The sequence below is a fragment of the Pseudomonas sp. CFBP 13719 genome (genome assembly GCF_014842095.1).
In the GTDB taxonomy this organism is placed as follows: domain Bacteria; phylum Pseudomonadota; class Gammaproteobacteria; order Pseudomonadales; family Pseudomonadaceae; genus Aquipseudomonas.
In genome coordinates, this window is the sequence record NZ_JACYVB010000001.1 from 747,529 (window position 1) to 767,713 (window position 20,185).

Genomic DNA, 20,185 nt, shown 5'->3' on the forward strand with positions numbered 1-20,185 from the left:
GCGAGGAACACCCTGAACCATCGATTTTCGAATCGAATCATAAAAACAATCACAGGAATTCCTCCATGCTTCTTCAAGGCAAAGTTGCAATCATCACCGGTGCTGCATCAGAACGCGGAATCGGTCGAGCCACTGCCATCACGTTCGCCCAGCAGGGTGCCCATGTCGTCATCCTGGACCTCGATGAATCTGCCGCGCGCGACGCCGCTTCGGCGTTGGGTGAAGGCCATCTGGGAGTGGCCGCCAACGTCGCAGACCAACATCAAGTTAAACAAGCGGTCGACAAGGTCATCGCGCGCTTCGGTCGAATAGACATTCTGGTCAACAACGCGGGCATCACCCAGCCGATCAAGACCCTTGACATCAGCCCTTCCGACTACGACAGAGTGTTGGATGTAAGTTTGCGCGGCACTTTGCTCATGTCTCAAGCCGTCATTCCGTTCATGAAGAGTCAGGCCTGCGGAAGCATCGTCTGCATGTCGTCGGTATCGGCTCAACGCGGCGGCGGCATATTCGGCGGGCCGCACTACAGCGCGGCCAAGGCGGGGGTATTGGGCCTTGGCAAAGCGATGGCCAGAGAATTCGGGCCGGACAACATTCGCGTCAACTCCATTGCTCCCGGCTTGATTCACACCGATATCACTGGGGGCTTGATGCAGGACGAGTGTCGTCACGCGATTATCGATGGCATCCCGCTAGGTCGCCTCGGCGCGGCTCAAGATGTCGCCAACGCTGCGCTGTTCCTTGGAAGCGATCTGTCTTCATACCTCACCGGCATCACGCTGGATGTCAATGGCGGCATGCTGATCCACTGAGGACAGGTAACCGGGTCGACACTGACCCGTGTTGTTCTAGATCGATGGCACGCTGGGCAACTGCGCCTGGCCGTCTATAAAAACAAGAGATCGGACAATCATGATGACTTCCATGACGCTCGAAGCGGTTTCGACCGTGCGCTCGAACGCTTATCGCAAAACCGCCTGGCGGCTGATGCCTTTCTTGATGCTCTGTTATCTGTGTGCGTATCTGGATCGTGTGAACGTAGGCTTCGCCAAACTGCAAATGATGAGCGACTTGTCGCTCAGTGAAACTGTGTACGGCCTCGGTGCCGGCATGTTCTTTCTTGGCTACTTTCTCTGCGAAGTTCCCAGCAATCTGATTCTTCACAAAGTTGGGGCGCGTCGATGGATCGCCCGCATCATGATCTCGTGGGGCATCATCTCTGCCCTCTTCGCTTTTGTGGAAACGGCCTGGCAATTCTATTTGCTGCGCTTCCTCTTGGGCATTGCTGAAGCAGGCTTGGCGCCGGGGTTGCTGCTTTACCTCACCTACTGGTTTCCCTCGTATCGCCGAGCCAAGATGACCGTGCTCTGGTTCATTGCGATTCCACTTTCAGGAATGATCGGCGGACCTCTTTCCGGCTTGATCATGGCCAAGTTTGCAGGCTTTCATGGATGGGCCGGCTGGCAGTGGATGTTCGTCATCGAAGCGATACCTACGGTCATTGTTGGCTTTTTCGTACTGGCGTATCTGAAGGATGGCGTACACCAGGCCACTTGGCTCACCGATGAAGAAAAGGAGCTTGTGAACAAGGAACTGGCGGAGGACAACAGTCGTAAGGTCACTCACGGTTCGGTACGTGATTTTTTGCGCGACCGTCGCCTGTGGATGCTGGCGTGCATCTACTTTTGTGTCGTGATGGGTCAGTACGCGATCACCTTCTGGCTACCTACCTTGATCCGCAATGCCGGGGTTTCCGACCCCCTGCACATTGGCTTGGTCACCAGCTTGCCTTACATGTGCGCAATCGTGGCAATGCTGTTGATGGGCCGAAGTGGCGACAAGCACCGCGAACGTCGGTGGCACTTGATTGCACCCATGATCGCAGGGGCCTTGGGCCTTACGTTGGCAGCCATCTTCGGTGGAAACCTGGTCGTCTCTGTCCTGAGTCTCTGCCTGGCGGCGGCAGGGGTTCTGTCTGCCTCCTCCTTGTTCTGGATGCTACCGACCACACTGCTGGGCGGGGTTTCTGCCGCTGCGGGAATCGCCGGCATCAACAGCTTCGCCAACCTCGCCGGCTTCTGCTCGCCCTACCTGATTGGCTGGATCACCACCACGACCGGATCAAGCGCGATAGGGATGTACCTCATCACCGGCGTGCTGTGCATGGGTGCTTGCCTGGTACTGCGAATCCCCGCCGCTTCGGTCAATCGTTGAGTCAACGGAGTACATGCAATGACTGCTATTTCATCCAAGGTTTCTGAAACATCACTGGCACAACGCGCCCTCAATATCCGTCGTCATGCGCTGCGCATGGGCCAGGTTCAAGGTCAAGGCTACGTCGGTCAGGCATTGGGAGCGGCTGACTTGCTCGCTGTGGCCTACTTTCACGCGTTGAACTACAAGCCCCACGACCCCGAATGGGAACAACGTGACCGCTTCTATCTCTCCATTGGCCACTATGCCATTGCGCTGTATGCGGCACTGATCGAAGCGGAAATCATCCCGCTAGACGAGCTCGAAACCTACGGCTCCGATGACAGCCGCCTGCCGATGTCCGGGATGGCAACCTACACCCCTGGAATGGAGATCACAGGCGGCTCGCTGGGCCAGGGTCTGGGCATTGCCGTCGGTGCGTGCCTGGGGCTCAAACGTAAAGGTTCTGACTCGTTCATCTACAACCTGCTGTCCGACGGCGAACTGAACGAAGGGTCGACCTGGGAAGCGGTGATGTCAGCCTCTCACTGGAAGCTCGATAATCTGATCGCCATTGTGGATGTCAACAACCAACAAGCGGATGGCCGCTCCAGCGAAGTTCTGGCGTTCGAACCCATCGTTGACCGTTGGCAGGCGTTTGGTTGGTTCACGCAGCGAGTGGATGGCAATGATCTGGACGCGTTAGTCGAGGCTTTCGATGCCGCACGCAGTCATTCGCAAGCTCAACCGCGAGTGATCATCTGCGATACCAAAATGGGTAGAGGCGTGCCGTTTCTGGAAACTCGGGAGAAGGCCCATTTCATTCGCGTGGATGAGCATGAGTGGAACCTGGCCTTGAACCACCTCGAAGAAGGAGACACTGTATGAACGACTTGAAGAACGACACTGCCCAGGCTCCAGTGGCCGCCAAGAAGAAACTCACCACCTCTGCAATGATTGCGTCGATTGCTTCTGAAGGTCAGGCAACCCGATCGGCCCCTTTTGGCCACGCCCTGGCGGCCCTCGCTGCAGACCGGCCTGATATCGTTGGGCTCTCCGCCGACCTGGCCAAATACACCGATCTGCATATCTTCGCGCAGGCGCATCCTGACCGGTTCTACCAGATGGGCATGGCTGAGCAACTGCTGATGAGTGCCGCTGCAGGCATGGCGCGCGAAGGCTTTGTTCCCTTTGCCACTACCTATGCAGTGTTTGCCTCACGCCGTGCCTATGATTTCATCTGCATGGCAATCGCCGAAGAGAATCTCAACGTCAAGATCGTCTGCGGGTTGCCAGGTTTAACGACCGGTTATGGCCCGAGCCATCAAGCCACCGATGATCTGGCCATCTTCCGCGCGATGCCGAACCTGATGATTGTCGATCCCTGCGATGCACTTGAAATCGAGCAAGCCGTTCCCGCCATTGCCGCTCACAACGGCCCGGTGTACATGCGTTTGCTGCGCGGTAACGTTCCACTGGTTTTGGATGAATATGGCTACACCTTCGAGATTGGAAAAGCCAAGACCCTGCGCACAGGCAATGACGTTCTGATCGTCTCGACCGGCTTGATGACCATGCGAGCTCTGGAGGCGGCCAAGGCGCTTCAAGCCGATGGTATTGATGTGGCGGTACTTCACGTACCCACCATCAAGCCGTTGGACGAACAAACGATTCTGGCGGAAGCTCGAAAGCCAGGCAGGCTGGTCGTGTCGGCAGAGAACCATTCGATCATCGGTGGTCTGGGTGAAGCAGTGGCGACTGCCCTGCTGCGCAATGGTGTGACGCCCGCATTCCGGCAAATTGCACTGCCCGACGCCTTTCTCGACGCTGGCGCTCTGCCTACACTGCACGACCGTTATGGCATTTCCACTCGAGCCGTATGCGCTCGGATCAAGAGCTGGCTTTGACTCATTTCTCGGGGGCTGTATGCCCCCGATTCAAAGAAGGAACGGCCTGATGGACACAGATAGGCTCCTTGATCCGTCCTATGAATTCTTCCTGACCGAGCCCTCCAGGCAGTGGACTCGAGAAACCCTTGCAAGCATCCGGGATGATATCCACAACGACTATCCCTCAGCCGACACGGCCCAAGGTCAGCAACAATGGACTGAGAGTGATGCCGACTGTCCACCTGTGCGTTTGCGCATTCATCGACCAAGATCCGAAACGACCCAGAACCCACCATTGCCGGCCATCCTGTACATCCACGGGGGTGGCTTTGTTCTGGGTTGTCCGGAGATGGCGGACGGCTATCTGGCCGACCTTGCCGCCGATCTTCAGGTCGTCGTGGTTGCAGTCGACTATCGCCTGGCGCCGGAACATCCTTTTCCGGCGCCCCTCGAGGATTGCTACAGGGCACTGACCTGGATCTATCTCAACTCACTTTCTCAAGGGATAGACGAGCATAAAGTAGTCATCATGGGCCACAGCGCAGGGGGCGGGCTCGCTGCCGCTTTGGCGCTGTTGGCAAGAGACAGGGAGCAACGCAAGGCTGCAGGTCTGGTCATGATTTACCCCATGCTTGATCATCGAACGGGCTCTGCATCATCGCTCATGAATAACCCGTCGACGGGCAGGGTGAGTTGGTCGCGAGCAGCGAATCATTTCTGTTGGCAGTGCATGCAAGGTGAATACGACGCCAATGATGAACGAGCGTATTTATTGTCTCCCTCGCTCGCTCCGCATCTTGAGGGCCTTCCACCAAGCTTCATCGGTGTTGGCGCGCTGGATCTGTTTTTGGAAGAAGACGTAGAGTTTGGTCTGAAATTGTCACGATCCGGCGTTCCGGTGGAGATGCACGTCTACCCCGGCGTACCTCATATGTTCGATCAGTACCCAGGGGCCGTTACAGAGCAAAGCAACAGCGATGTGAGGAGGGCACTTGGCAAGATGTTGCACGTTGCAGTGGCAAAGTGAAGCATAGTCAGACGCCAATCTTCCCCAGTGCGCTGCCTACAGCTCCACCTTGATTTCGCAACTAGGGGCCGAGCGGCGGCCCCCTCGCGCTCCTTTGAGCGATCTGCGACCCCGGATAGCAACGCCCTGAAGCGGGACGAAATGAAGATGATGGTGCAGGTCAATGGCAGGCTGCGTGGGGAAATTCTGATCCAGGCCGACGCCGACCATGACACGATACGTGCCCAGGCGCTGTCCCATGCGGTGTTAAGCAAACATCTGGAAGGGGCTGGAAGGATGATCGTAGTACCTAACCGGTTGGTGAACTTCATCGTCTGACTATTCAGGTGATCCGCTGGAAACAAGAAAACCGGCATTTCTCGCGGGATGCCGGTTTTTTCGTTCAGCCCTAAGTCGGGTAGCGAAGCAGATCAGTATTTTGATTTCCCCCCCCTCTCCCCGCTCAGCCTCTTATCCGCCGAACGCCGAACGCCATACTCCGCAGAACACCGCCTCCGGCGTAACTACTCTTGGGCCATCTGCTTCGACAGTTCATGGATATCATCAGCCAATGCACAGGCGCCGATTCGCCACCCCCTACATCATGCAAATCGAGCACGGAAGCGTACGGTCAATCGCCAGCTGGAAATGATCGGGAACTTGCGCAGACCGGTATCCCTCTCCTGTAGGTGATTCCTCAAGAGTGATAAACCATGGAAACCTCGATTTTCTGGGCGGCGTCCGCCGTGATCGTTCTGTTGCTGGACGCTTGGGTACTGACCAGTGTCTGGCGAAGCACCAAAAGCTCCGGCACGAAGCTGGGCTGGACGGTGCTGATCTTTGTATTGCCTCTTGTCGGACTCGCTATCTGGGGCGTCGCGGGGCCGAGGGGTGTTGCCATTGCGCCAACATCGGATAAACACAGCAAAGGCTGATGCCGATCCTACCCATCTGATACTCGTTGACTGGGATGTATTTAATTCGCCTTTCCCAGGCGCTCGACTGAAGGCATTCATATCGCCCAGCCAAGCGTGATCGCGGTCAGTGCCAGATAGCGGAACGCCTTGGCCAGCGTGACCACGATCAGAAAACGCCAGAGCGGCTCACGCATGACGCCAGCGATCATAGTGATGGGGTCACCAATGACTGGCACCCAGCTGAACAAGAGTGCCCAGTGTCCGTAGCGCAGGTAGGCATTCTGTGCTTTATCCAAGTGGCGCTCACTGATGGGAAACCAACGGCAGTGCCGAAAACGCTCGATAGAGCGGCCCAGGTACCAGTTCACGACAGAACCCAGCACGTTGCCCGCCGTGGCGATCAGTACGAGCGACACCGTTGCGTAGTGTTGCGAAACAAGCATGCCCACCAATACCGCTTCGGATTGCAAAGGCAGCAGCGTGGCGGCACCGAACGCGACGATGAAAAGGCTCGCATAGCTGGTCAGTTCGAACACTTTGTCATCTCACGTAGCAGGCCTGGTGGTGGGTTGAATGCTTCATATGAGGGATATCCGCAACAGCTCGCGGGTTTCAAAGCAGATACCAGCTTTGCTGCAGCGCATAGTGTGCAAACCGTTCCATTAGCACCAGCTATACAGATAAACAAGATGCAGACACGGCGCAGTTATCAGCACAGATTCGTTGCCCGCAACCTTGCGAAGCTCTCCCAGCCAGTGCCCCTCATTTCTCGATCAAACAGCGAGTTACCCCAACTCAATCAGACAACTACCCTACATTGCGAAGAAATTTCTGACACTTACGTTGACGGTCCAGTTACCCATCCTTTCAAGTAATACCCTCTTACTTGATAAGGACATCCATCATGATCATCCTGGTAGCCGGTATTCATGGCGTGGGAAAAACCTGGCATTGCGAGCATTACGCGCACCGTCGGGGCGTGTTGCACAGCAGTGTGGCGGGCTTGGTCAGGCAGGTGCTGGCCTGTGTGAAATGGAGCGATGATCGCTACGCGACCAATCGAGACCGCAACCGCCAGGCGCTCGAACTGGCTGTCACCAGTATTGCCGCCAGCGGCAAGTCACTGCTGCTGGAGGGAAACGCTGCGTTGATGGGCAAGCGACCGCGGTCACCGGGCATTGATCTGACAGCGTTCGAGCGGCTTTCCCTGGGGGCGATTGTGTTGCTGGAGAGCGATCCGTGGACGGTGTTGAAGCGGTTGCCGGCCAGCCACGCTTCGCCGACCGAGGTCGAGGTGTTCCAGCACCAGGAGCGTAACAGCGCGCGAGCGGTGGCGCGCCATCTGGACATTCCACTGATGCTGCTGCGCGACTGCAGTGATCACACCTTTGGCCAGACCCTGGATGCCTGGCTGAAGCGCGGGCAGCCGATTTCCATTGATTCGGCCCGAAGCCATCCACCGGGATTTCATCGCCAGTACCGCTGAGAAGAGGTGCCACGGCGACGTGCCGCTCGTCGCCTCGACGGCACCTTGCGCGCAAGACGCTGGCCCAATGCTTGTACCCCCAATCACTGCGGAGATGCACCATGATGATTAGCAAAAAGCTTGCCTCGCTGGCTCTGGCCGGTCTTCTGTCGGCCTCGTCGTTCGCGGCGATTGCGGCATCCAATGACAGCAACCCTACTGCCACGCCGGAAGCACCATCGGGCAAGCAGGTCATTCCAGGCACCGACAAATCGCCCGACAATGGCAACGCCACCGGTATTGACGGCAAGACCGGTTCCATGAGCCAAGGCGCAGACGCCGGCACCACCGACGGTGGCCCTACCCCGATGGGCGCGACCAAAGGCGATGGCAGCTCGGGCAACAGTGGCGGCAACGGCAGCGGCGCCGGCAAATAAGCCCACCGCACCCTCTGCAGCGGCGCGAACTCCGTCCTTTAAATTGCCAAGCGCAATTGCAAAGTCACCGGAATCGCGCCGTTGGCGTTTCTGCAGGTCAGTAACCGTTGCGTTGAAGAACCTCGATCACGGACTCAGCGGCGGGACGTTTGTAGAACTTCAGCAATTCGCTGGTCCGGTTGGTGAAGATGCCATCCACGCCTGCGTCACTGACCTTCTTGAAGTCGACCGCCTCGTCCACTGTATACACGTGCACCAACAGGCCTTTGTCGTGGGTCAGCTTGTTCATCCACGGCTGGACCAGGTCCATGTAGCTCTGCTCTCCTCCCTCGCTCAAAGCGGCCGAAGGGCCGGTGCCCACCGCACCGTTGGCTTTGGCAATGTCCAGCCAGCGCTCGAACTCGGCACGGTCGCGGGGTCGTTGCTGAGCGTAGTAAGCCGCTTTGTCCTTGATGCCGGACGCTGCGAACGTCACCTTGGATTCGGCTTCGATGCTGCCCTCGCCGACCCATAGCAGCAGCACCTTGGGTACCTGCGGCATTTCCTTGGCCAGCAGTTCCAGGCTGCCCTTTTCGAACGTCTGCAACACGACCCGGTGCTGACCGTCGAGCCAGCCACGCTGCTCGAGTTTGGCCTTGAGGTCATGCTCGATACCAGGAAACTGCTGCGGTACCTTGGTTTCGATGTACACCCCAGGCGTGTGCGTACCGCCTTGCGCCACGTCGAGTACCTCATCCAGGGTGAGAATCTTCAAGCCTTTGTAACTGTCACGGGCGCGCTCGGGGTGCGCTGCGTTGAACCAGCTACCGGCATCCAGGGTTTTCAGCTCCGCCAGGGTGAAGTCGCTGGCCGGCTTGTCCTTGCGCTCGGGAAACTTGCTGGCGATGTCGGTGGTGCGCAGCAAGGTATCGTCGTGCAGTGCGATCAGTTGCCCGTCGCGAGTGCGCTGCACATCGAGTTCCAGATAGTCGGCGCCCAGGTCACGGGCCAGCAGGTAGGCCGGCAGCGTCGATTCCGGCGCATCGAACGAAGCCCCCCGATGGGCAATGACCGCAGGGTGGGGAATGTCGGCGGCGCGGGCCAATTGTTCGGGGGTTTGCCCATGGGCCGAGGCAGCTGCGCCCATGGCAGCAGTGAGGCAGAGCGTTTTGTACAGGTGTGCCAACATGTGTAGTCCTTCCACGGATGATCGAAAACGGCGCGGCTTGATGCCGGTGAACCGACCCAGCATAGACGGCGTCGGATGACAGGACATGGCGTGATAGAGTCGCGCCCTTGCCCAAGACACGAGTAGAACGAATCATCACCATGGCACATGACACCTTCGACGCCCACCTCGGCGATTGGCAAACCCTGCATACCCGTCAGCCTGCACAAAGCCTGTTGCTGGGCAACGGCGCCAGCCGCGCGGTATGGCGCGGCTTCGCCTACGATGGGTTGTTCGAGCGCGCGCAAAAGGTGCGCAACAAACCCTTGAGCCTGACCGACCTGGCGTTGTTCAAATCGCTGCAGACCCACAGCTTCGAGCAGGTGCTGGCGGTGCTCAACAGCACCGTTCGGGTCAATGCCGCCCTGGCGATCAGTTCCACCGCCCCGCTCAATCGCTACTATGCGATCAAGGAAGCGTTGATCCATGCGGTGCGCAGCGTGCACATTCCCTTTCGCCTGCTCGATGAACAGCGCCTGACCGCGCTCAACCTTGCACTGCGCGCGTTCGATACGGTGTACAGCAGCAACTATGACCTGCTCTGCCCCTGGGCCGTGCAGCACGACCCGCAGGGTTTTGCCGAGCTAATGGACGTGGACACCGGTTTCGATATTCGCCAGACCGCCGCCACAGGCTGCCGCGTGCTGTACCTGCACGGCGGTCTGCACCTGATCAAGAACAGCGACGGCACGACCCGCCAACGTACCGCCGAGGGCGAAGCCTTGCTCGACGGGTTTGCGATCAACACGCCTGGCGATGTGCCGTTGCTGGTCAACGAAGGCCCCAGTGCGCAGAAGCTGCGCACCATCCGTGATTCGGACTACCTGAGCTGGTGCCACGGCGAGTTGAGCCGGCAAGACGGCACGCTGTGCATCTTCGGCCACAACCTGGACAGCGACGATGCGCACATCCTTCAGGCGCTGCGTCTGGCGCCTGCACAGACCCTGTATGTGTCGATCTTCCCGCTCAGCGATGCCTGGATCATCAGCCAGAAACAGCGCTTCGAAGAACTGTTCGCCGGCTACGGCAAGACACTGTATTTCTTCGACGCGACCAGCCATGGCCTGGGCAGTGCGCAATTGAACGTGGCCGTGCCTGCGGCGTTGAAGAAGAAACGTTGAAGACTCGAGCGCAACCAAGCGCTCACCACAGCGATATCAACCCTTTCTCCAGTGCCAGCAGCACGGCCACGCTGCGTGAGCCCACGGCGAATTTGCGACGAATATTGGCGAAATGGAAATTCACCGTGGCCTCGGAGCAGGCCAGTATGCGCGAGATTTCCCACGAGGATTTGCCTCTGCCACTCCAGACGAGCACTTCCTGCTCGCGCGGCGTCAGCTTGATGTCGAGCGTCACTGCGAACTCCAACCCTTGGCTTGAGCGCTCATGGTGGCGCTCGCCAAGGATGGGTAACAATGCCGGCGACTTGTAGTCCCGATGCCTCACAGCGCCTAGCCCAGCAGGCCGTCTTCCTGCAGCAGGGTCTGCAGACGCTGTTCGCGGATGCCGTAGAAGGCTTTCAGTTCCTCGATCTTGACCAGCGCTTCGGCGGACGGCCCGGACGTGTCGCGCTTGACCGCCAGAATCATCTTGTTCTTGTTGGTGTGCTCCAGGGAAATGAACTCGAACACCTTGGTCTCGTAGCCGCAGGCGTCCAGCAACAGCGCGCGCAGGCTGTCGGTGACCATCTCGGCCTGCTGGCCCAGATGCAGGCCATATTGCAGCATGGGCTTGAGCAGGCCCGGGCTCTGAATCTGCAGGCGGATTTCCTTGTGGCAGCACGGTGAGCACATGATGATCGCCGCGCCACAGCGGATACCGGTGTGAATGGCGTAGTCGGTGGCGATGTCGCAGGCATGCAGGGCGATCATCACGTCGATCTCGCTGGGCACCACCGAACGCACGTCGCCGCACTCGAACACCAGCCCCGGATGTTCCAAGGAGGTGGCAGCCGCGTTGCACAACTCGACCATGTCCGGACGCAGTTCGACGCCCGTGACCTGGGCCTGACGCTGCAGCGAGTTGGCCAGATAGTCATGGATGGCAAACGTCAGGTAGCCCTTGCCCGAGCCGAAATCGGCGACCCGTACGGGCGCATCCGTCCTGGCCAGCACCGACGAAGCGAAGGCGTGGGAAAACACCTCGATGAACTTGTTGATCTGTTTCCACTTGCGCGACATCGCCGGGATCAACTGCTGCTGCCTGTCGGTCACACCCAGGTCCTGCAGAAACGGCCGGCTCAGCTCCAGGTAGCGCTTCTTTTCCCGATCGTGACCCAACTCCGGCGCGGCCCGCTCCTGCTGTTGCTTGTTGCGGTGCAGGCTGGCCTTGTTCTTCTTGCTGAATTCGAGCTGCAATTCGTCGGTCAAGGTCAGCAGATGGGCGTTCTTGAAGGTGTCGGGCAAGGCGTCGGCAATGAACTGCTGGCCATCGACCTGGCTGAAGTTCTTGGTGATGTCACGCGTCTTGTAGCGGTACACGAACGACAGGCACGCTTCGCCCTTGATGGTCGCCAACTTGACGATCAGCCGCTGCAGGTCCGGCTCCTGGCCGACATAGCGAGCCAGCACCAGCTTGATGAAAGCGTTCTGCGCCAGGCTGGTGTCGAGCAGGGCAAGGAATTCGGCGCGGGGGTCGGTGACGGGCATGGCGAAACGGATCTCGGGTCTATTCAGGCGGGCATTTTAGTGGCTGTGGATCGACTTGGGGGATTTGATTGGATGCCGCTTGCGCGGATGCATTTGTATCAATCCCGGCACCCGACTGGATTGAAGCGCTCCGATACGTTAAAACACCTCCGGCAAACTATAAAAACACTGTCACCCGTAATCGGCTGCGGCATCCCTGCGGTAGGCCAGAGAGAAGAACTCAATGAACAAGCTGTGTCTGCTGGGTGTCGTCGTCGGCCTGGCCTTGCAAACCGCGTATGCCGATAGCCCTTCCCAAGGTCCGCAAAACAAGGATGCATTCGTTGCCGACCTGCTCGCACGCATGACCCTGGACGAGAAGATCGGCCAACTGCGCCTGATCGCCATCGGTGGGGAAATGACTCACCAGCGCATCGAGGCGGAGATCGCCGCAGGGCGCATCGGCGGCACTTTCAATTCGGTCACTCGCGCCGACAACAGGCCCATGCAGGATGCCGCGCAGCGCAGTCGCCTGAAGATTCCCATGTTTTTCGCCTACGACGTGATCCACGGTCACCGGACGCAGTTTCCGATCAGCCTGGGCCTGGCCGCGAGCTGGGACATGGACGCCATTGCACTGAGTGCCAGGACCTCGACAGCCGAGGCAGCGGCCGACGGTATCGACATGACCTTCGGGCCGATGGTCGACATTTCCCGCGATCCGCGCTGGGGCCGCATCAGCGAGGGGTTTGGCGAAGACACCCACCTGGTGTCGAAGATCGCCCGGGTGATGGTGGAGAACATACAGGGCCCCAGCCCGGCCAACCCGGATCGAATGATGGCCAGCGCCAAGCACTTCGCCCTGTACGGCGCGATCGAGGGCGGTCGCGACTACAACACCGTCGACATGAGCCCGCAACGCATGGTCCAGGACTACCTGCCCCCCTATCGCGCCACGGTCGAAGCGGGCGCGGGTGGCATGATGGTCGCCTTGAATTCCATCAACGGTGTGCCGGCGACCTCCAACACCTGGTTGATGCAGGATGTGTTGCGCAAGCAGTGGGGGTTCAAGGGCGTCACCATCAGTGACCACGGCGCCATCCACGAACTGATCAGGCATGGCGTGGCCAAAGACGACCGCGAGGCGGCCAAGCTGGCCATCAAGGCCGGCATCGACATGAGCATGAACGACCAGGCCTACGGCGAATACCTGCCGGGGCTGCTCAAAAGCGGCCAGATCGGCCAGACCGACATCGATAATGCGGTGCGCGAGGTGCTTGGTGCCAAGTACGACATGGGCCTGTTCGCCAACCCGTACCTGCGCATAGGCAAGGCCCAGGACGACCCGGCCGATGTCAATGCGGAAAGCCGCCTGCATCGCGCCGAAGCGCGTGATGTAGCGCGCAAGACCTTGGTCTTGCTGAAGAACCAGAAGCACACGCTGCCGTTGAAAAAGGACGCCCGTATTGCCTTGGTCGGCCCCCTGGCGGACGCGCCGGACGACATGCTCGGCAGTTGGTCGGCGGCCGGCGTCGCCGGGCAATCAGTGACATTGCTCAGCGGGCTGCGCAATGCCGTGGCCGACCCTGCCAAAGTGACTTACGCCAAGGGCGCGAATCTGACCGATGACCGTGCGACGCTGGACTTCATCGCCCATTTCAACCCCGAGCACATCAAGCAGGCGATCGATCCACGCTCCGGCCAGGCCTTGATCGACGAAGCGCTGGCAGCCGCACGCGATGCCGATGTGATCGTTGCCGCAGTGGGCGAATGGCGCGCCATGACCCATGAATCGGCCAGCCGTGTCGCCCTCGACCTGCCGCGTACCCAGCAGGCCCTGATCACCGCGCTGCGCGCCACGGGCAAGCCGCTGGTGCTGGTGCTCATGAATGGCCGCCCGCTGACCATTGGCGAACAACAGCGCCAGGCCGATGCCGTGCTGGAAACCTGGTACAGCGGCACCGAAGGCGGCAATGCCATTGCCGACGTGTTGTTCGGCGACTACAACCCGTCCGGCAAACTGCCGGTCACTTTCCCACGCTCGGTTGGCCAGGTGCCGCTGTACTACAGCCACTTGAGCATCGGTCGACCGTTCACGCCGGGGCATCCAGGCAACTACACCTCGCAGTATTTCGACAGCGAGCAGGGCCCGTTGTACCCCTTCGGCTACGGTTTGAGCTACACCGATTTCAGCCTGTCGGACGTCAGCCTGTCGAGCAAGCGCCTGAGCCGCGACGGCAAGGTGACAGCCAGCATCAACGTGCGCAACGTCGGCAAGGTCGCCGGCGAGACCGTGGTTCAGCTGTACCTGCGCGATGTCGCTGCTTCCATGGCCCGACCGGTCAAGGAGCTCAAGCATTTCCGCAAGGTGATGCTCAAGCCGGGCGAAAGCCAGACCCTGACATTCGATATCGTCGAGGGTGATTTGAAGTTCTATAACCAGCAACTGGTTCGGGCTGCCGAGGCCGGGCAATTCACCGTGATGATCGGGCTGGACTCCGAGGACGTCAAAGAGGCGAATTTCGAGCTGTTGTAGGCCGGCAACGGTTAGATAGCGCCCGTGATCGGTTCGCGCGCCCTGCGCCTGGCCGTCATCGTGCTGGTCATCGTGGCCGGCACGTTGCTGTCCGGCGTCTGGGCAGGCCGCCACGCACAGCAGCTGGCACAGAATGAAGAGGCGGCGCGCAGCAATGGCCAATTGGCGCTGTACGCCAACGGCCTGCACACCCTGATCGAGCGCTATCGCACCCTGCCTGCCGTACTGGCGCTGGACCCCGAACTGCAGCAGTCGCTGCGCGAGCCTATCGATCCCGCCACTCAGAACATGCTCAACCGCAAACTTGAACGCATCAACGCGGCGGCGCGGTCATCGACCCTGGAACTGCTCGACCGCCAGGGCCTGGCGGTGGCGGCCAGCAACTGGCGTCTGCCGACCAGCTATGTAGGCCACAACTACGCCTTCCGCCCCTATTTCAGCCAATCGATCAGCCAGGGCAGCGGGCGTTTCTATGCGGTAGGCGTGACCAGCGGCATTCCCGGCTACTTCTTGTCCAGCGCGATCAAGGACGCTCGGGACGGCTTTCTCGGTGCCATGGTGGTCAAGCTCGAGCTGCCCGAACTGGAACAGGAATGGGCGCAGGGGCCCGATACCCTGCTGGTCAGCGACGCGCGCGGGGTGGTGTTCATCGCCAACCGACCGGGATGGCGGTACCGCACCTTGCACCCCTTGAGCGAGGCCGACCGCGCCGAACTGCAGCGTACCCGTCAGTATCACGATCAAGCCTTGCAGCCGCTGGACCACCAGGTGCTGGGCAACCTCGATGGAGCGGCCCGGCAGGTGCGTGTCAACGGCCCTCAAGGCACGGCCGACTACCTGTGGGCATCGTTGCCGATGGCCAGCGAAGGCTGGACCCTGCACTTGCTCAAGCCTCCCATGGCGAGTACCGAGGACAGCCGCAATGCCGCGCTGGCAGCGGCCGGCCTGTGGTTGAGCCTGGTCTTCGGCGGCCTCTGGCTGAATCAGCGGCGGCGCCTGGCCGCCCTGCGCCAGCGTGGTCGCGAGCAGCTGGAATCTCTGGTGAGGGCACGCACCCGGGAGTTGCGCGATGCCCAGGAGGGCTTGGTCCAGGCGGCCAAACTGGCGGCATTGGGGCAGATGTCGGCGGCCCTGGCCCACGAGATCAGCCAGCCGCTTACTGCGCAGCGCATGCAGCTGGCGAGCCTGCGGCTGTTGCTCGATCAGGATCGCATCGACGCGGCGCGCCAGGCCCTGGCACCGCTGGAACAGATGTTGATACGCATGGCGGCCTTGACCACCCATTTGAAGACCTTCGCGCGCAAGAGCCCGGCCGGCGTGCGTGAACGACTCGACCTGGCGCAGGTGCTCGACCAGGCCCTGCAATTGCTGGAAACGCCTCTGCAGGCGGCGGATGTACGCCTGCACTTGCAGGTCCGGCGGCCGGCTTATGTTCGCGGCGACGTGATTCGCCTCGAACAGGTGCTGATCAACCTGTTGCGCAATGCGCTGGACGCCATGACCGGTCTGCCGGCGAAGGATATGCATATCAGCCTGCAGCTTCATGGCGAGCAGTGGCAGCTGGATATTGCCGACAGCGGTGGCGGCATTGCCAGCGAGCACATCGAACACTTGTTCGACCCGTTCTTCACCACCAAACCCATCGGCGAAGGCCTCGGCCTGGGGTTGGCCGTTTCCCTGGCTATCGCCCACGAACATGGCGGCCAGTTGAGCGCGGAAAATCTGGCACGCGGCGCACGTTTCACCCTTGCCCTGCCCATCGATACGGAGCCTGCATGAGCAATCAAGTGATGGTCATCGACGACGAAGCGAGCATTCGCGACGCCGTTGAACAATGGCTGGGCCTCAGCGGCTTTTCGGTGCAGCGTTTCAGCCAGGCCGAAGACTGCCTGGCGCAGCTGCCGGCAGACTTCGCCGGGGTCATACTCAGCGATGTGCGCATGCCGGGCATGGGCGGGCTCGGCCTGCTCGCACAGGTCCAGGCTCGCGACCCCGAGTTGCCGGTGATTCTGTTGACCGGGCACGGTGACGTGCCGATGGCGGTGCAGGCCATGCGCGAGGGTGCCTACGATTTTCTCGAGAAGCCTTTCAGCCCGCAAAGCCTGTTGACCAGCCTGCAGCGCGCCCAGGACAAGCGTCGGCTGGTTCTGGAAAACCGTCGCCTGCACAGCCGGGCCGATTTCAGCGAGCAACTGCAGGCGACCCTGCTCGGTGCTGCGCCGGCCATCGCGCAGCTGCGGCGCCAGGTACTGGATCTGGCGCAGTTGCCGGTCAACGTGGTGATTCGTGGCGAAACCGGCAGTGGCAAGGAGCTGGTTGCGCGCTGCCTGCACGACTTCGGCCCACGGGCTGGCAAACCGTTCGTTGCGCTCAACTGTGCCGCCATTCCCGAGGCATTGTTCGAGGCCGAACTGTTCGGCCACGAGAGCGGTGCGTTCACCGGCGCCCAGGGCAAGCGTATCGGCAAATTGGAGTACGCCCACGGCGGGACCCTGTTTCTCGACGAAGTGGAAAGCCTGCCCATGGCTCAACAGGCCAAGCTGCTGCGTGTGCTGCAGGAGCAGAAGCTCGAGCGCCTGGGCTCCAACCAGAGCATTGCGGTGGACCTGCGGCTGGTCGCGGCGAGCAAGCCCGACCTGCTGGAGCAGGCACGGGCCGGGCTGTTTCGCGAAGACCTGGCCTATCGGCTGAATGTCGCCGAACTGCGCCTGCCGCCATTGCGCGAGCGACGCGAAGACATCGTGCGGCTGTTCGATCACTTCACCGCGGCAACCGCGAAGCGTCTGGCGCGACAGGCGCCGCCGGTCAATTCGGCCCAACTGGCCCAATTGCTCAGCCACGACTGGCCGGGCAATGTCCGCGAGCTGGCCAATGCTGCCGAACGCCATGTGCTGGGGCTGGCCGCGCCTGCGGCTGAAACGGCCAGCGCCCGGCTGTCCCTGGCGGCACAACAGGAAGCCTTCGAAGCCCAGTGCCTGCGCGCCGCGCTTGCGCGTCACCGGGGCGACATCAAATCGGTGATGGAGGAACTGCAACTGCCCCGGCGCACCCTCAACGAAAAGATGCAGCGTCACGGCCTGGCCCGTGAAGATTTTCGCGACTAGGCAAGAATCCGCTCACTCCACTTCTCGCATCGGCAAGAATCCGCCGGTTTTTTGCGCGTGCCCCTCTGAAAGCGGGGATGCAGCGGCTGGCACGGCTCCTGCTATTGCCTTGGCAAGCGCGAACCAACGCGCTACCAACAATAATGAGAAGGATCCATCATGGATAACTCCAACACCCTGCCCGCCGGGGCAACCGCTGCAACCGCCCCGCCTCGCACCACCGCCAGCCGCGTCAAGTCGATCTTCAGTGGCTCGGTCGGCAACATGGTCGAATGGTACGACTGGTACGTCTACGCGGCATTCTCGCTGTATTTCGCCCAGGTATTCTTTCCCAAGGACAGCCTCAACGCGCAACTGCTCAACACCGCCGCGATCTTCGCCGTCGGCTTTCTGATGCGGCCCATCGGCGGCTGGCTGATGGGCCTGTACGCCGACCGCAAGGGCCGCAAGGCAGCGCTGATGGCTTCGGTGCTGCTGATGTGCTTTGGCTCGCTGGTCATTGCGCTGACGCCGAGCTACGAGACCATCGGCATCTGGGCGCCTGTGCTGCTGGTACTGGCGCGGCTGATGCAGGGCCTCTCGGTCGGTGGCGAGTACGGTACGTCCGCCACCTACCTGAGCGAGATGGCCACCAAGGAACGGCGCGGCTTCTTCTCCAGCTTCCAGTACGTGACCCTGATCTCTGGCCAGTTGATCGCGCTGGCGGTGCTGATCGTGCTGCAGCAGACTCTCACCGAAGAACAGCTGCTCAGTTGGGGCTGGCGTGTACCGTTCGTGATCGGCGCTCTGTGCGCAGTGGTGGCGCTGTGGTTGCGCCGTGGCATGGAAGAGACCGACTCCTTCACCCAGAAAAAGGAATCCAAGGAAAGCACGATGCGCACCCTGCTGCGCCATCCCAAGGAACTGCTGACCGTGGTCGGCCTGACCATGGGCGGTACCCTGGCCTTCTATACCTACACTACCTACATGCAGAAATACCTGGTCAACACGGTGGGCTTCAGCAAGGCGGACTCGACGGCCATCTCGGCGGCCACGCTGTTTCTGTTCATGTGCCTGCAACCGGTGGTCGGCGCCCTCTCCGACAAGATCGGCCGACGCCCCATCCTGATCGCATTCGGGGTACTGGGCACGGTGTGTACCGTTCCCATCCTGACCACGCTGCACACCATTCAAACCTGGTGGGGTGCGTTCTTCCTGATCATGGCGGCACTGATCATCGTCAGCGGCTATACCTCGATCAATGCCGTGGTGAAGGCAGAGCTGTTCCCCACCGAGATCCGCGCGCTAGGCGTGGGCCTGCCGTATGCACTGACCGTATCGATCTTCGGTGGAACCGCCGAACTGATCGCCCTGTGGTTCAAGCAGATCGGCATGGAAACCGGTTACTACTGGTACGTGACCGCCTGCATCGCCTGCTCGCTGCTGGTGTACGTGTTCATGAAGGACACCAAGACGCACTCACGGATCGAAACGGACTGAAGCTCAGCATGCCTCCGCCGCCAAGGCGGGGGCAGTTGCACTGGCCGCCATGGCCGACGCACACTGGGGGCACCTGAACGCTGAGGATTGCCCCTGATGTCGGATGACACCTACTACTACGAGCCGGCCAAGGGCCATGGTTTGCCGCACGATCCGTTCAACGCCATCGTCGGCCCGCGGCCCATTGGCTGGATCTCTTCCCACGACCGTGAAGGTCGCCTGAACCTGGCGCCGTACAGCTTCTTCAACGCCTTCAACTACACGCCGCCGATCATCGGTTTCGCCAGTGTGGGACGCAAGGACAGCCTGAACAACATCGAACAGACCGGCGAATTCGTCTGGAACCTGTCTACCCGAGCTCTGGCCGAGCAGATGAACCAGAGCTGCGCCGCAGTCGGCCCCGAAGTCGACGAGTTCGAACTCAGTGGTCTGCACCATGCACCGTCGACAATCGTCAGCGTACCGCGGGTGCTCGCAGCGCCGGTGTCGTTCGAATGCAAGGTGACCCAGATCATTCAGCTCAAGGGCGTCGACCAGCAGGAAGTGCCCACCTGGCTGATCCTGGGTGAAGTGGTGGCGGTGCACATCGCCAAGTCATTGCTCAAGGACGGGGTCTACGACACGGCGGCTGCCGGTCCGATCCTGCGCGGTGGCGGTCCGGCCGATTACTTCGAGATCGGTCCGCAGGCACTGTTCAGGATGCACCGGCCACAGGTCAAGTAAGGTCGAAGACGGGTTCGCCGTCGTCGTCGACATTGACCAGTGTCGACAACACCTCGGCGGCGGCGCTATCGGCCTCGTGCGCAGTGCCGAACGACTGGCCGTCGAGCACCTTGTGAAACTGCGGCGCACCACCGCCCTGCAGGGCTTTGATGGCGATGGCGGCACGGTAACTGCCCTCATTCGGCACTACCGCTGAAACCGCTTCGTGATGTTCGAATACCTTGCGTGCCATGACGTACCTCGCAGCTATGCAAAAGCCACGATTGTACGCAGCTCAGGCCGCGCTGGCCTGTTCGATCGCGGCATCCTCGAAAGTGTGCAGATCGAGGCTGGTGACCAGCAGGCCCTGGACCAGGTCGGAGAACACCTGCATCCCGGGCGACTTGAACCAGGCCGTCATCGCGGCGTGATCGCGCCAGACGCCGGCCACTTGCCACAATCGCTCGTCGCCGTGGCTGCGCTGGACTGCAAAATGCAGGCAGCCCGGCATTCCCAGCGCAGGCCGCACCAGTGCCGACAAGCCCAGCCCGACCTGTTCGGAATGCCCGTGCCGGGCGGTGACCAAGGCACAGTGACTGACGGTAGATAATGAGTTCATG

Annotated in this window: 21 protein-coding genes; 15 read left to right on the forward strand and 6 right to left on the reverse strand. The window is 60.7% G+C overall.

The features are described 5' to 3' along the window. The first annotated feature begins 65 nt into the window (after nt 1–65). From IFT57_RS03530 to IFT57_RS03560, 7 genes are all read left to right on the forward strand, one after another. The gene (locus IFT57_RS03530; protein ID WP_192150527.1) at nt 66–815 is read left to right on the forward strand and encodes an SDR family NAD(P)-dependent oxidoreductase; all 750 of its coding nucleotides are present in this window, start codon (nt 66–68) and stop codon (nt 813–815) included. Between the two features lie 100 nt (nt 816–915). After that, nucleotides 916–2,217 carry an MFS transporter gene (locus IFT57_RS03535; RefSeq protein WP_192150529.1) on the forward strand — a complete coding sequence of 434 codons (1,302 nt, stop codon included), beginning with the start codon at nt 916–918 and terminating at the stop codon, nt 2,215–2,217. 18 nt (nt 2,218–2,235) lie between these two features. Beyond that, nucleotides 2,236–3,084: a transketolase gene (locus IFT57_RS03540; RefSeq protein WP_192150531.1), complete on the forward strand. Its 849-nt coding sequence runs from the start codon at nt 2,236–2,238 to the stop codon at nt 3,082–3,084. Further along, nucleotides 3,081–4,103 (forward strand): transketolase family protein, encoded by a 1,023-nt coding sequence (locus IFT57_RS03545; RefSeq protein WP_192150879.1) that lies wholly within the window; start codon nt 3,081–3,083, stop codon nt 4,101–4,103. Before IFT57_RS03540 ends, IFT57_RS03545 begins: the two co-directional genes overlap by 4 nt. A gap of 49 nt (nt 4,104–4,152) precedes the next feature. Further along, nucleotides 4,153–5,112, forward strand: coding sequence for an alpha/beta hydrolase (locus tag IFT57_RS03550; protein WP_192150533.1), 960 nt, complete (start codon nt 4,153–4,155; stop codon nt 5,110–5,112). Between the two features lie 141 nt (nt 5,113–5,253). After that, nucleotides 5,254–5,430 carry a hypothetical protein gene (locus IFT57_RS03555; protein ID WP_244657233.1) on the forward strand — a complete coding sequence of 59 codons (177 nt, stop codon included), beginning with the start codon at nt 5,254–5,256 and terminating at the stop codon, nt 5,428–5,430. Between the two features lie 374 nt (nt 5,431–5,804). Next, nucleotides 5,805–6,026: a PLDc N-terminal domain-containing protein gene (locus IFT57_RS03560; RefSeq protein WP_122797192.1), complete on the forward strand. Its 222-nt coding sequence runs from the start codon at nt 5,805–5,807 to the stop codon at nt 6,024–6,026. Between the two features lie 77 nt (nt 6,027–6,103). Here the strand turns inward: IFT57_RS03560 and IFT57_RS03565 are convergent, their stop codons facing one another. After that, complete coding sequence (locus IFT57_RS03565; RefSeq protein WP_192150535.1) at nt 6,104–6,544, reverse strand: VTT domain-containing protein; 441 nt, start codon at nt 6,542–6,544, stop codon at nt 6,104–6,106. 368 nt (nt 6,545–6,912) lie between these two features. On the opposite strand from IFT57_RS03565, the gene IFT57_RS03570 reads away from it, so the two are divergent. Continuing rightward, nucleotides 6,913–7,494, forward strand: coding sequence for an AAA family ATPase (locus IFT57_RS03570; RefSeq protein WP_192150537.1), 582 nt, complete (start codon nt 6,913–6,915; stop codon nt 7,492–7,494). Nucleotides 7,495–7,595: 101 nt separating this feature from the next. Next, nucleotides 7,596–7,910, forward strand: a complete 315-nt coding sequence (locus IFT57_RS03575) for a hypothetical protein (protein WP_122479390.1) — start codon at nt 7,596–7,598, stop codon at nt 7,908–7,910. 97 nt (nt 7,911–8,007) lie between these two features. Here IFT57_RS03575 and IFT57_RS03580 read toward each other — a convergent pair whose 3' ends face one another. Continuing rightward, the gene (locus IFT57_RS03580; protein WP_192150539.1) at nt 8,008–9,078 is read right to left on the reverse strand and encodes a glycerophosphodiester phosphodiesterase; all 1,071 of its coding nucleotides are present in this window, start codon (nt 9,076–9,078) and stop codon (nt 8,008–8,010) included. Nucleotides 9,079–9,218: 140 nt separating this feature from the next. Between IFT57_RS03580 and IFT57_RS03585 the strand changes: the two genes are divergently transcribed. Next, nucleotides 9,219–10,238 (forward strand): DUF4917 family protein, encoded by a 1,020-nt coding sequence (locus IFT57_RS03585; protein WP_192150541.1) that lies wholly within the window; start codon nt 9,219–9,221, stop codon nt 10,236–10,238. A 22-nt stretch (nt 10,239–10,260) separates the two neighbouring features. Here IFT57_RS03585 and IFT57_RS27090 read toward each other — a convergent pair whose 3' ends face one another. Together IFT57_RS27090 and IFT57_RS03595 are read right to left on the reverse strand one after the other, a co-directional pair. Then, entirely contained in the window at nt 10,261–10,473 is a 213-nt protein-coding gene (locus IFT57_RS27090; protein WP_277305613.1) for a response regulator transcription factor, read from the reverse strand. Nucleotides 10,474–10,568: 95 nt separating this feature from the next. Beyond that, nucleotides 10,569–11,765, reverse strand: coding sequence for a class I SAM-dependent methyltransferase (locus tag IFT57_RS03595; RefSeq protein WP_192150542.1), 1,197 nt, complete (start codon nt 11,763–11,765; stop codon nt 10,569–10,571). Between the two features lie 223 nt (nt 11,766–11,988). On the opposite strand from IFT57_RS03595, the gene bglX reads away from it, so the two are divergent. The 5 genes from bglX (at nt 11,989) to IFT57_RS03620 (ending at nt 19,586) form a co-directional block, all read left to right on the forward strand. After that, complete coding sequence (gene bglX / locus IFT57_RS03600; protein ID WP_192150543.1) at nt 11,989–14,280, forward strand: beta-glucosidase BglX; 2,292 nt, start codon at nt 11,989–11,991, stop codon at nt 14,278–14,280. 24 nt (nt 14,281–14,304) lie between these two features. Next, nucleotides 14,305–16,059 (forward strand): ATP-binding protein, encoded by a 1,755-nt coding sequence (locus tag IFT57_RS03605; RefSeq protein ID WP_446731178.1) that lies wholly within the window; start codon nt 14,305–14,307, stop codon nt 16,057–16,059. Then, nucleotides 16,056–17,384, forward strand: coding sequence for a sigma-54-dependent transcriptional regulator (locus tag IFT57_RS03610; protein WP_192150544.1), 1,329 nt, complete (start codon nt 16,056–16,058; stop codon nt 17,382–17,384). Before IFT57_RS03605 ends, IFT57_RS03610 begins: the two co-directional genes overlap by 4 nt. A gap of 159 nt (nt 17,385–17,543) precedes the next feature. Beyond that, nucleotides 17,544–18,863, forward strand: coding sequence for an MFS transporter (locus tag IFT57_RS03615; RefSeq protein ID WP_122713356.1), 1,320 nt, complete (start codon nt 17,544–17,546; stop codon nt 18,861–18,863). 96 nt (nt 18,864–18,959) lie between these two features. Next, nucleotides 18,960–19,586, forward strand: a complete 627-nt coding sequence (locus IFT57_RS03620; RefSeq protein WP_192150545.1) for a flavin reductase family protein — start codon at nt 18,960–18,962, stop codon at nt 19,584–19,586. Here the strand turns inward: IFT57_RS03620 and IFT57_RS03625 are convergent. Continuing rightward, nucleotides 19,579–19,818, reverse strand: a complete 240-nt coding sequence (locus IFT57_RS03625) for a hypothetical protein (protein ID WP_192150546.1) — start codon at nt 19,816–19,818, stop codon at nt 19,579–19,581. The genes IFT57_RS03620 and IFT57_RS03625 overlap by 8 nt on opposite strands. A 42-nt stretch (nt 19,819–19,860) precedes the next feature. After that, complete coding sequence (locus IFT57_RS03630) at nt 19,861–20,184, reverse strand: putative quinol monooxygenase (RefSeq protein WP_192053660.1); 324 nt, start codon at nt 20,182–20,184, stop codon at nt 19,861–19,863. Nucleotide 20,185 lies beyond the last annotated feature (1 nt).

What these genes read in the sequence shown, in the direction of transcription:
- IFT57_RS03630 (WP_192053660.1), bottom strand. Translation starts at nt 20,184, where the DNA reads ATGAACTCATTATCTACCGTCAGTCACTGTGCCTTGGTCACCGCCCGG.
- IFT57_RS03555 (WP_244657233.1), top strand. Translation starts at nt 5,254, where the DNA reads ATGAAGATGATGGTGCAGGTCAATGGCAGGCTGCGTGGGGAAATTCTG.
- IFT57_RS03610 (WP_192150544.1), top strand. Translation starts at nt 16,056, where the DNA reads ATGAGCAATCAAGTGATGGTCATCGACGACGAAGCGAGCATTCGCGAC.
- IFT57_RS03575 (WP_122479390.1), top strand. Translation starts at nt 7,596, where the DNA reads ATGATGATTAGCAAAAAGCTTGCCTCGCTGGCTCTGGCCGGTCTTCTG.
- bglX (WP_192150543.1), top strand. Translation starts at nt 11,989, where the DNA reads ATGAACAAGCTGTGTCTGCTGGGTGTCGTCGTCGGCCTGGCCTTGCAA.
- IFT57_RS03540 (WP_192150531.1), top strand. Translation starts at nt 2,236, where the DNA reads ATGACTGCTATTTCATCCAAGGTTTCTGAAACATCACTGGCACAACGC.
- IFT57_RS03585 (WP_192150541.1), top strand. Translation starts at nt 9,219, where the DNA reads ATGGCACATGACACCTTCGACGCCCACCTCGGCGATTGGCAAACCCTG.
- IFT57_RS03535 (WP_192150529.1), top strand. Translation starts at nt 916, where the DNA reads ATGATGACTTCCATGACGCTCGAAGCGGTTTCGACCGTGCGCTCGAAC.
- IFT57_RS03620 (WP_192150545.1), top strand. Translation starts at nt 18,960, where the DNA reads ATGTCGGATGACACCTACTACTACGAGCCGGCCAAGGGCCATGGTTTG.
- IFT57_RS03580 (WP_192150539.1), bottom strand. Translation starts at nt 9,078, where the DNA reads ATGTTGGCACACCTGTACAAAACGCTCTGCCTCACTGCTGCCATGGGC.
- IFT57_RS03550 (WP_192150533.1), top strand. Translation starts at nt 4,153, where the DNA reads ATGGACACAGATAGGCTCCTTGATCCGTCCTATGAATTCTTCCTGACC.
- IFT57_RS03545 (WP_192150879.1), top strand. Translation starts at nt 3,081, where the DNA reads ATGAACGACTTGAAGAACGACACTGCCCAGGCTCCAGTGGCCGCCAAG.
- IFT57_RS03530 (WP_192150527.1), top strand. Translation starts at nt 66, where the DNA reads ATGCTTCTTCAAGGCAAAGTTGCAATCATCACCGGTGCTGCATCAGAA.
- IFT57_RS03615 (WP_122713356.1), top strand. Translation starts at nt 17,544, where the DNA reads ATGGATAACTCCAACACCCTGCCCGCCGGGGCAACCGCTGCAACCGCC.
- IFT57_RS03625 (WP_192150546.1), bottom strand. Translation starts at nt 19,818, where the DNA reads ATGGCACGCAAGGTATTCGAACATCACGAAGCGGTTTCAGCGGTAGTG.
- IFT57_RS03570 (WP_192150537.1), top strand. Translation starts at nt 6,913, where the DNA reads ATGATCATCCTGGTAGCCGGTATTCATGGCGTGGGAAAAACCTGGCAT.
- IFT57_RS03560 (WP_122797192.1), top strand. Translation starts at nt 5,805, where the DNA reads ATGGAAACCTCGATTTTCTGGGCGGCGTCCGCCGTGATCGTTCTGTTG.
- IFT57_RS03595 (WP_192150542.1), bottom strand. Translation starts at nt 11,765, where the DNA reads ATGCCCGTCACCGACCCCCGCGCCGAATTCCTTGCCCTGCTCGACACC.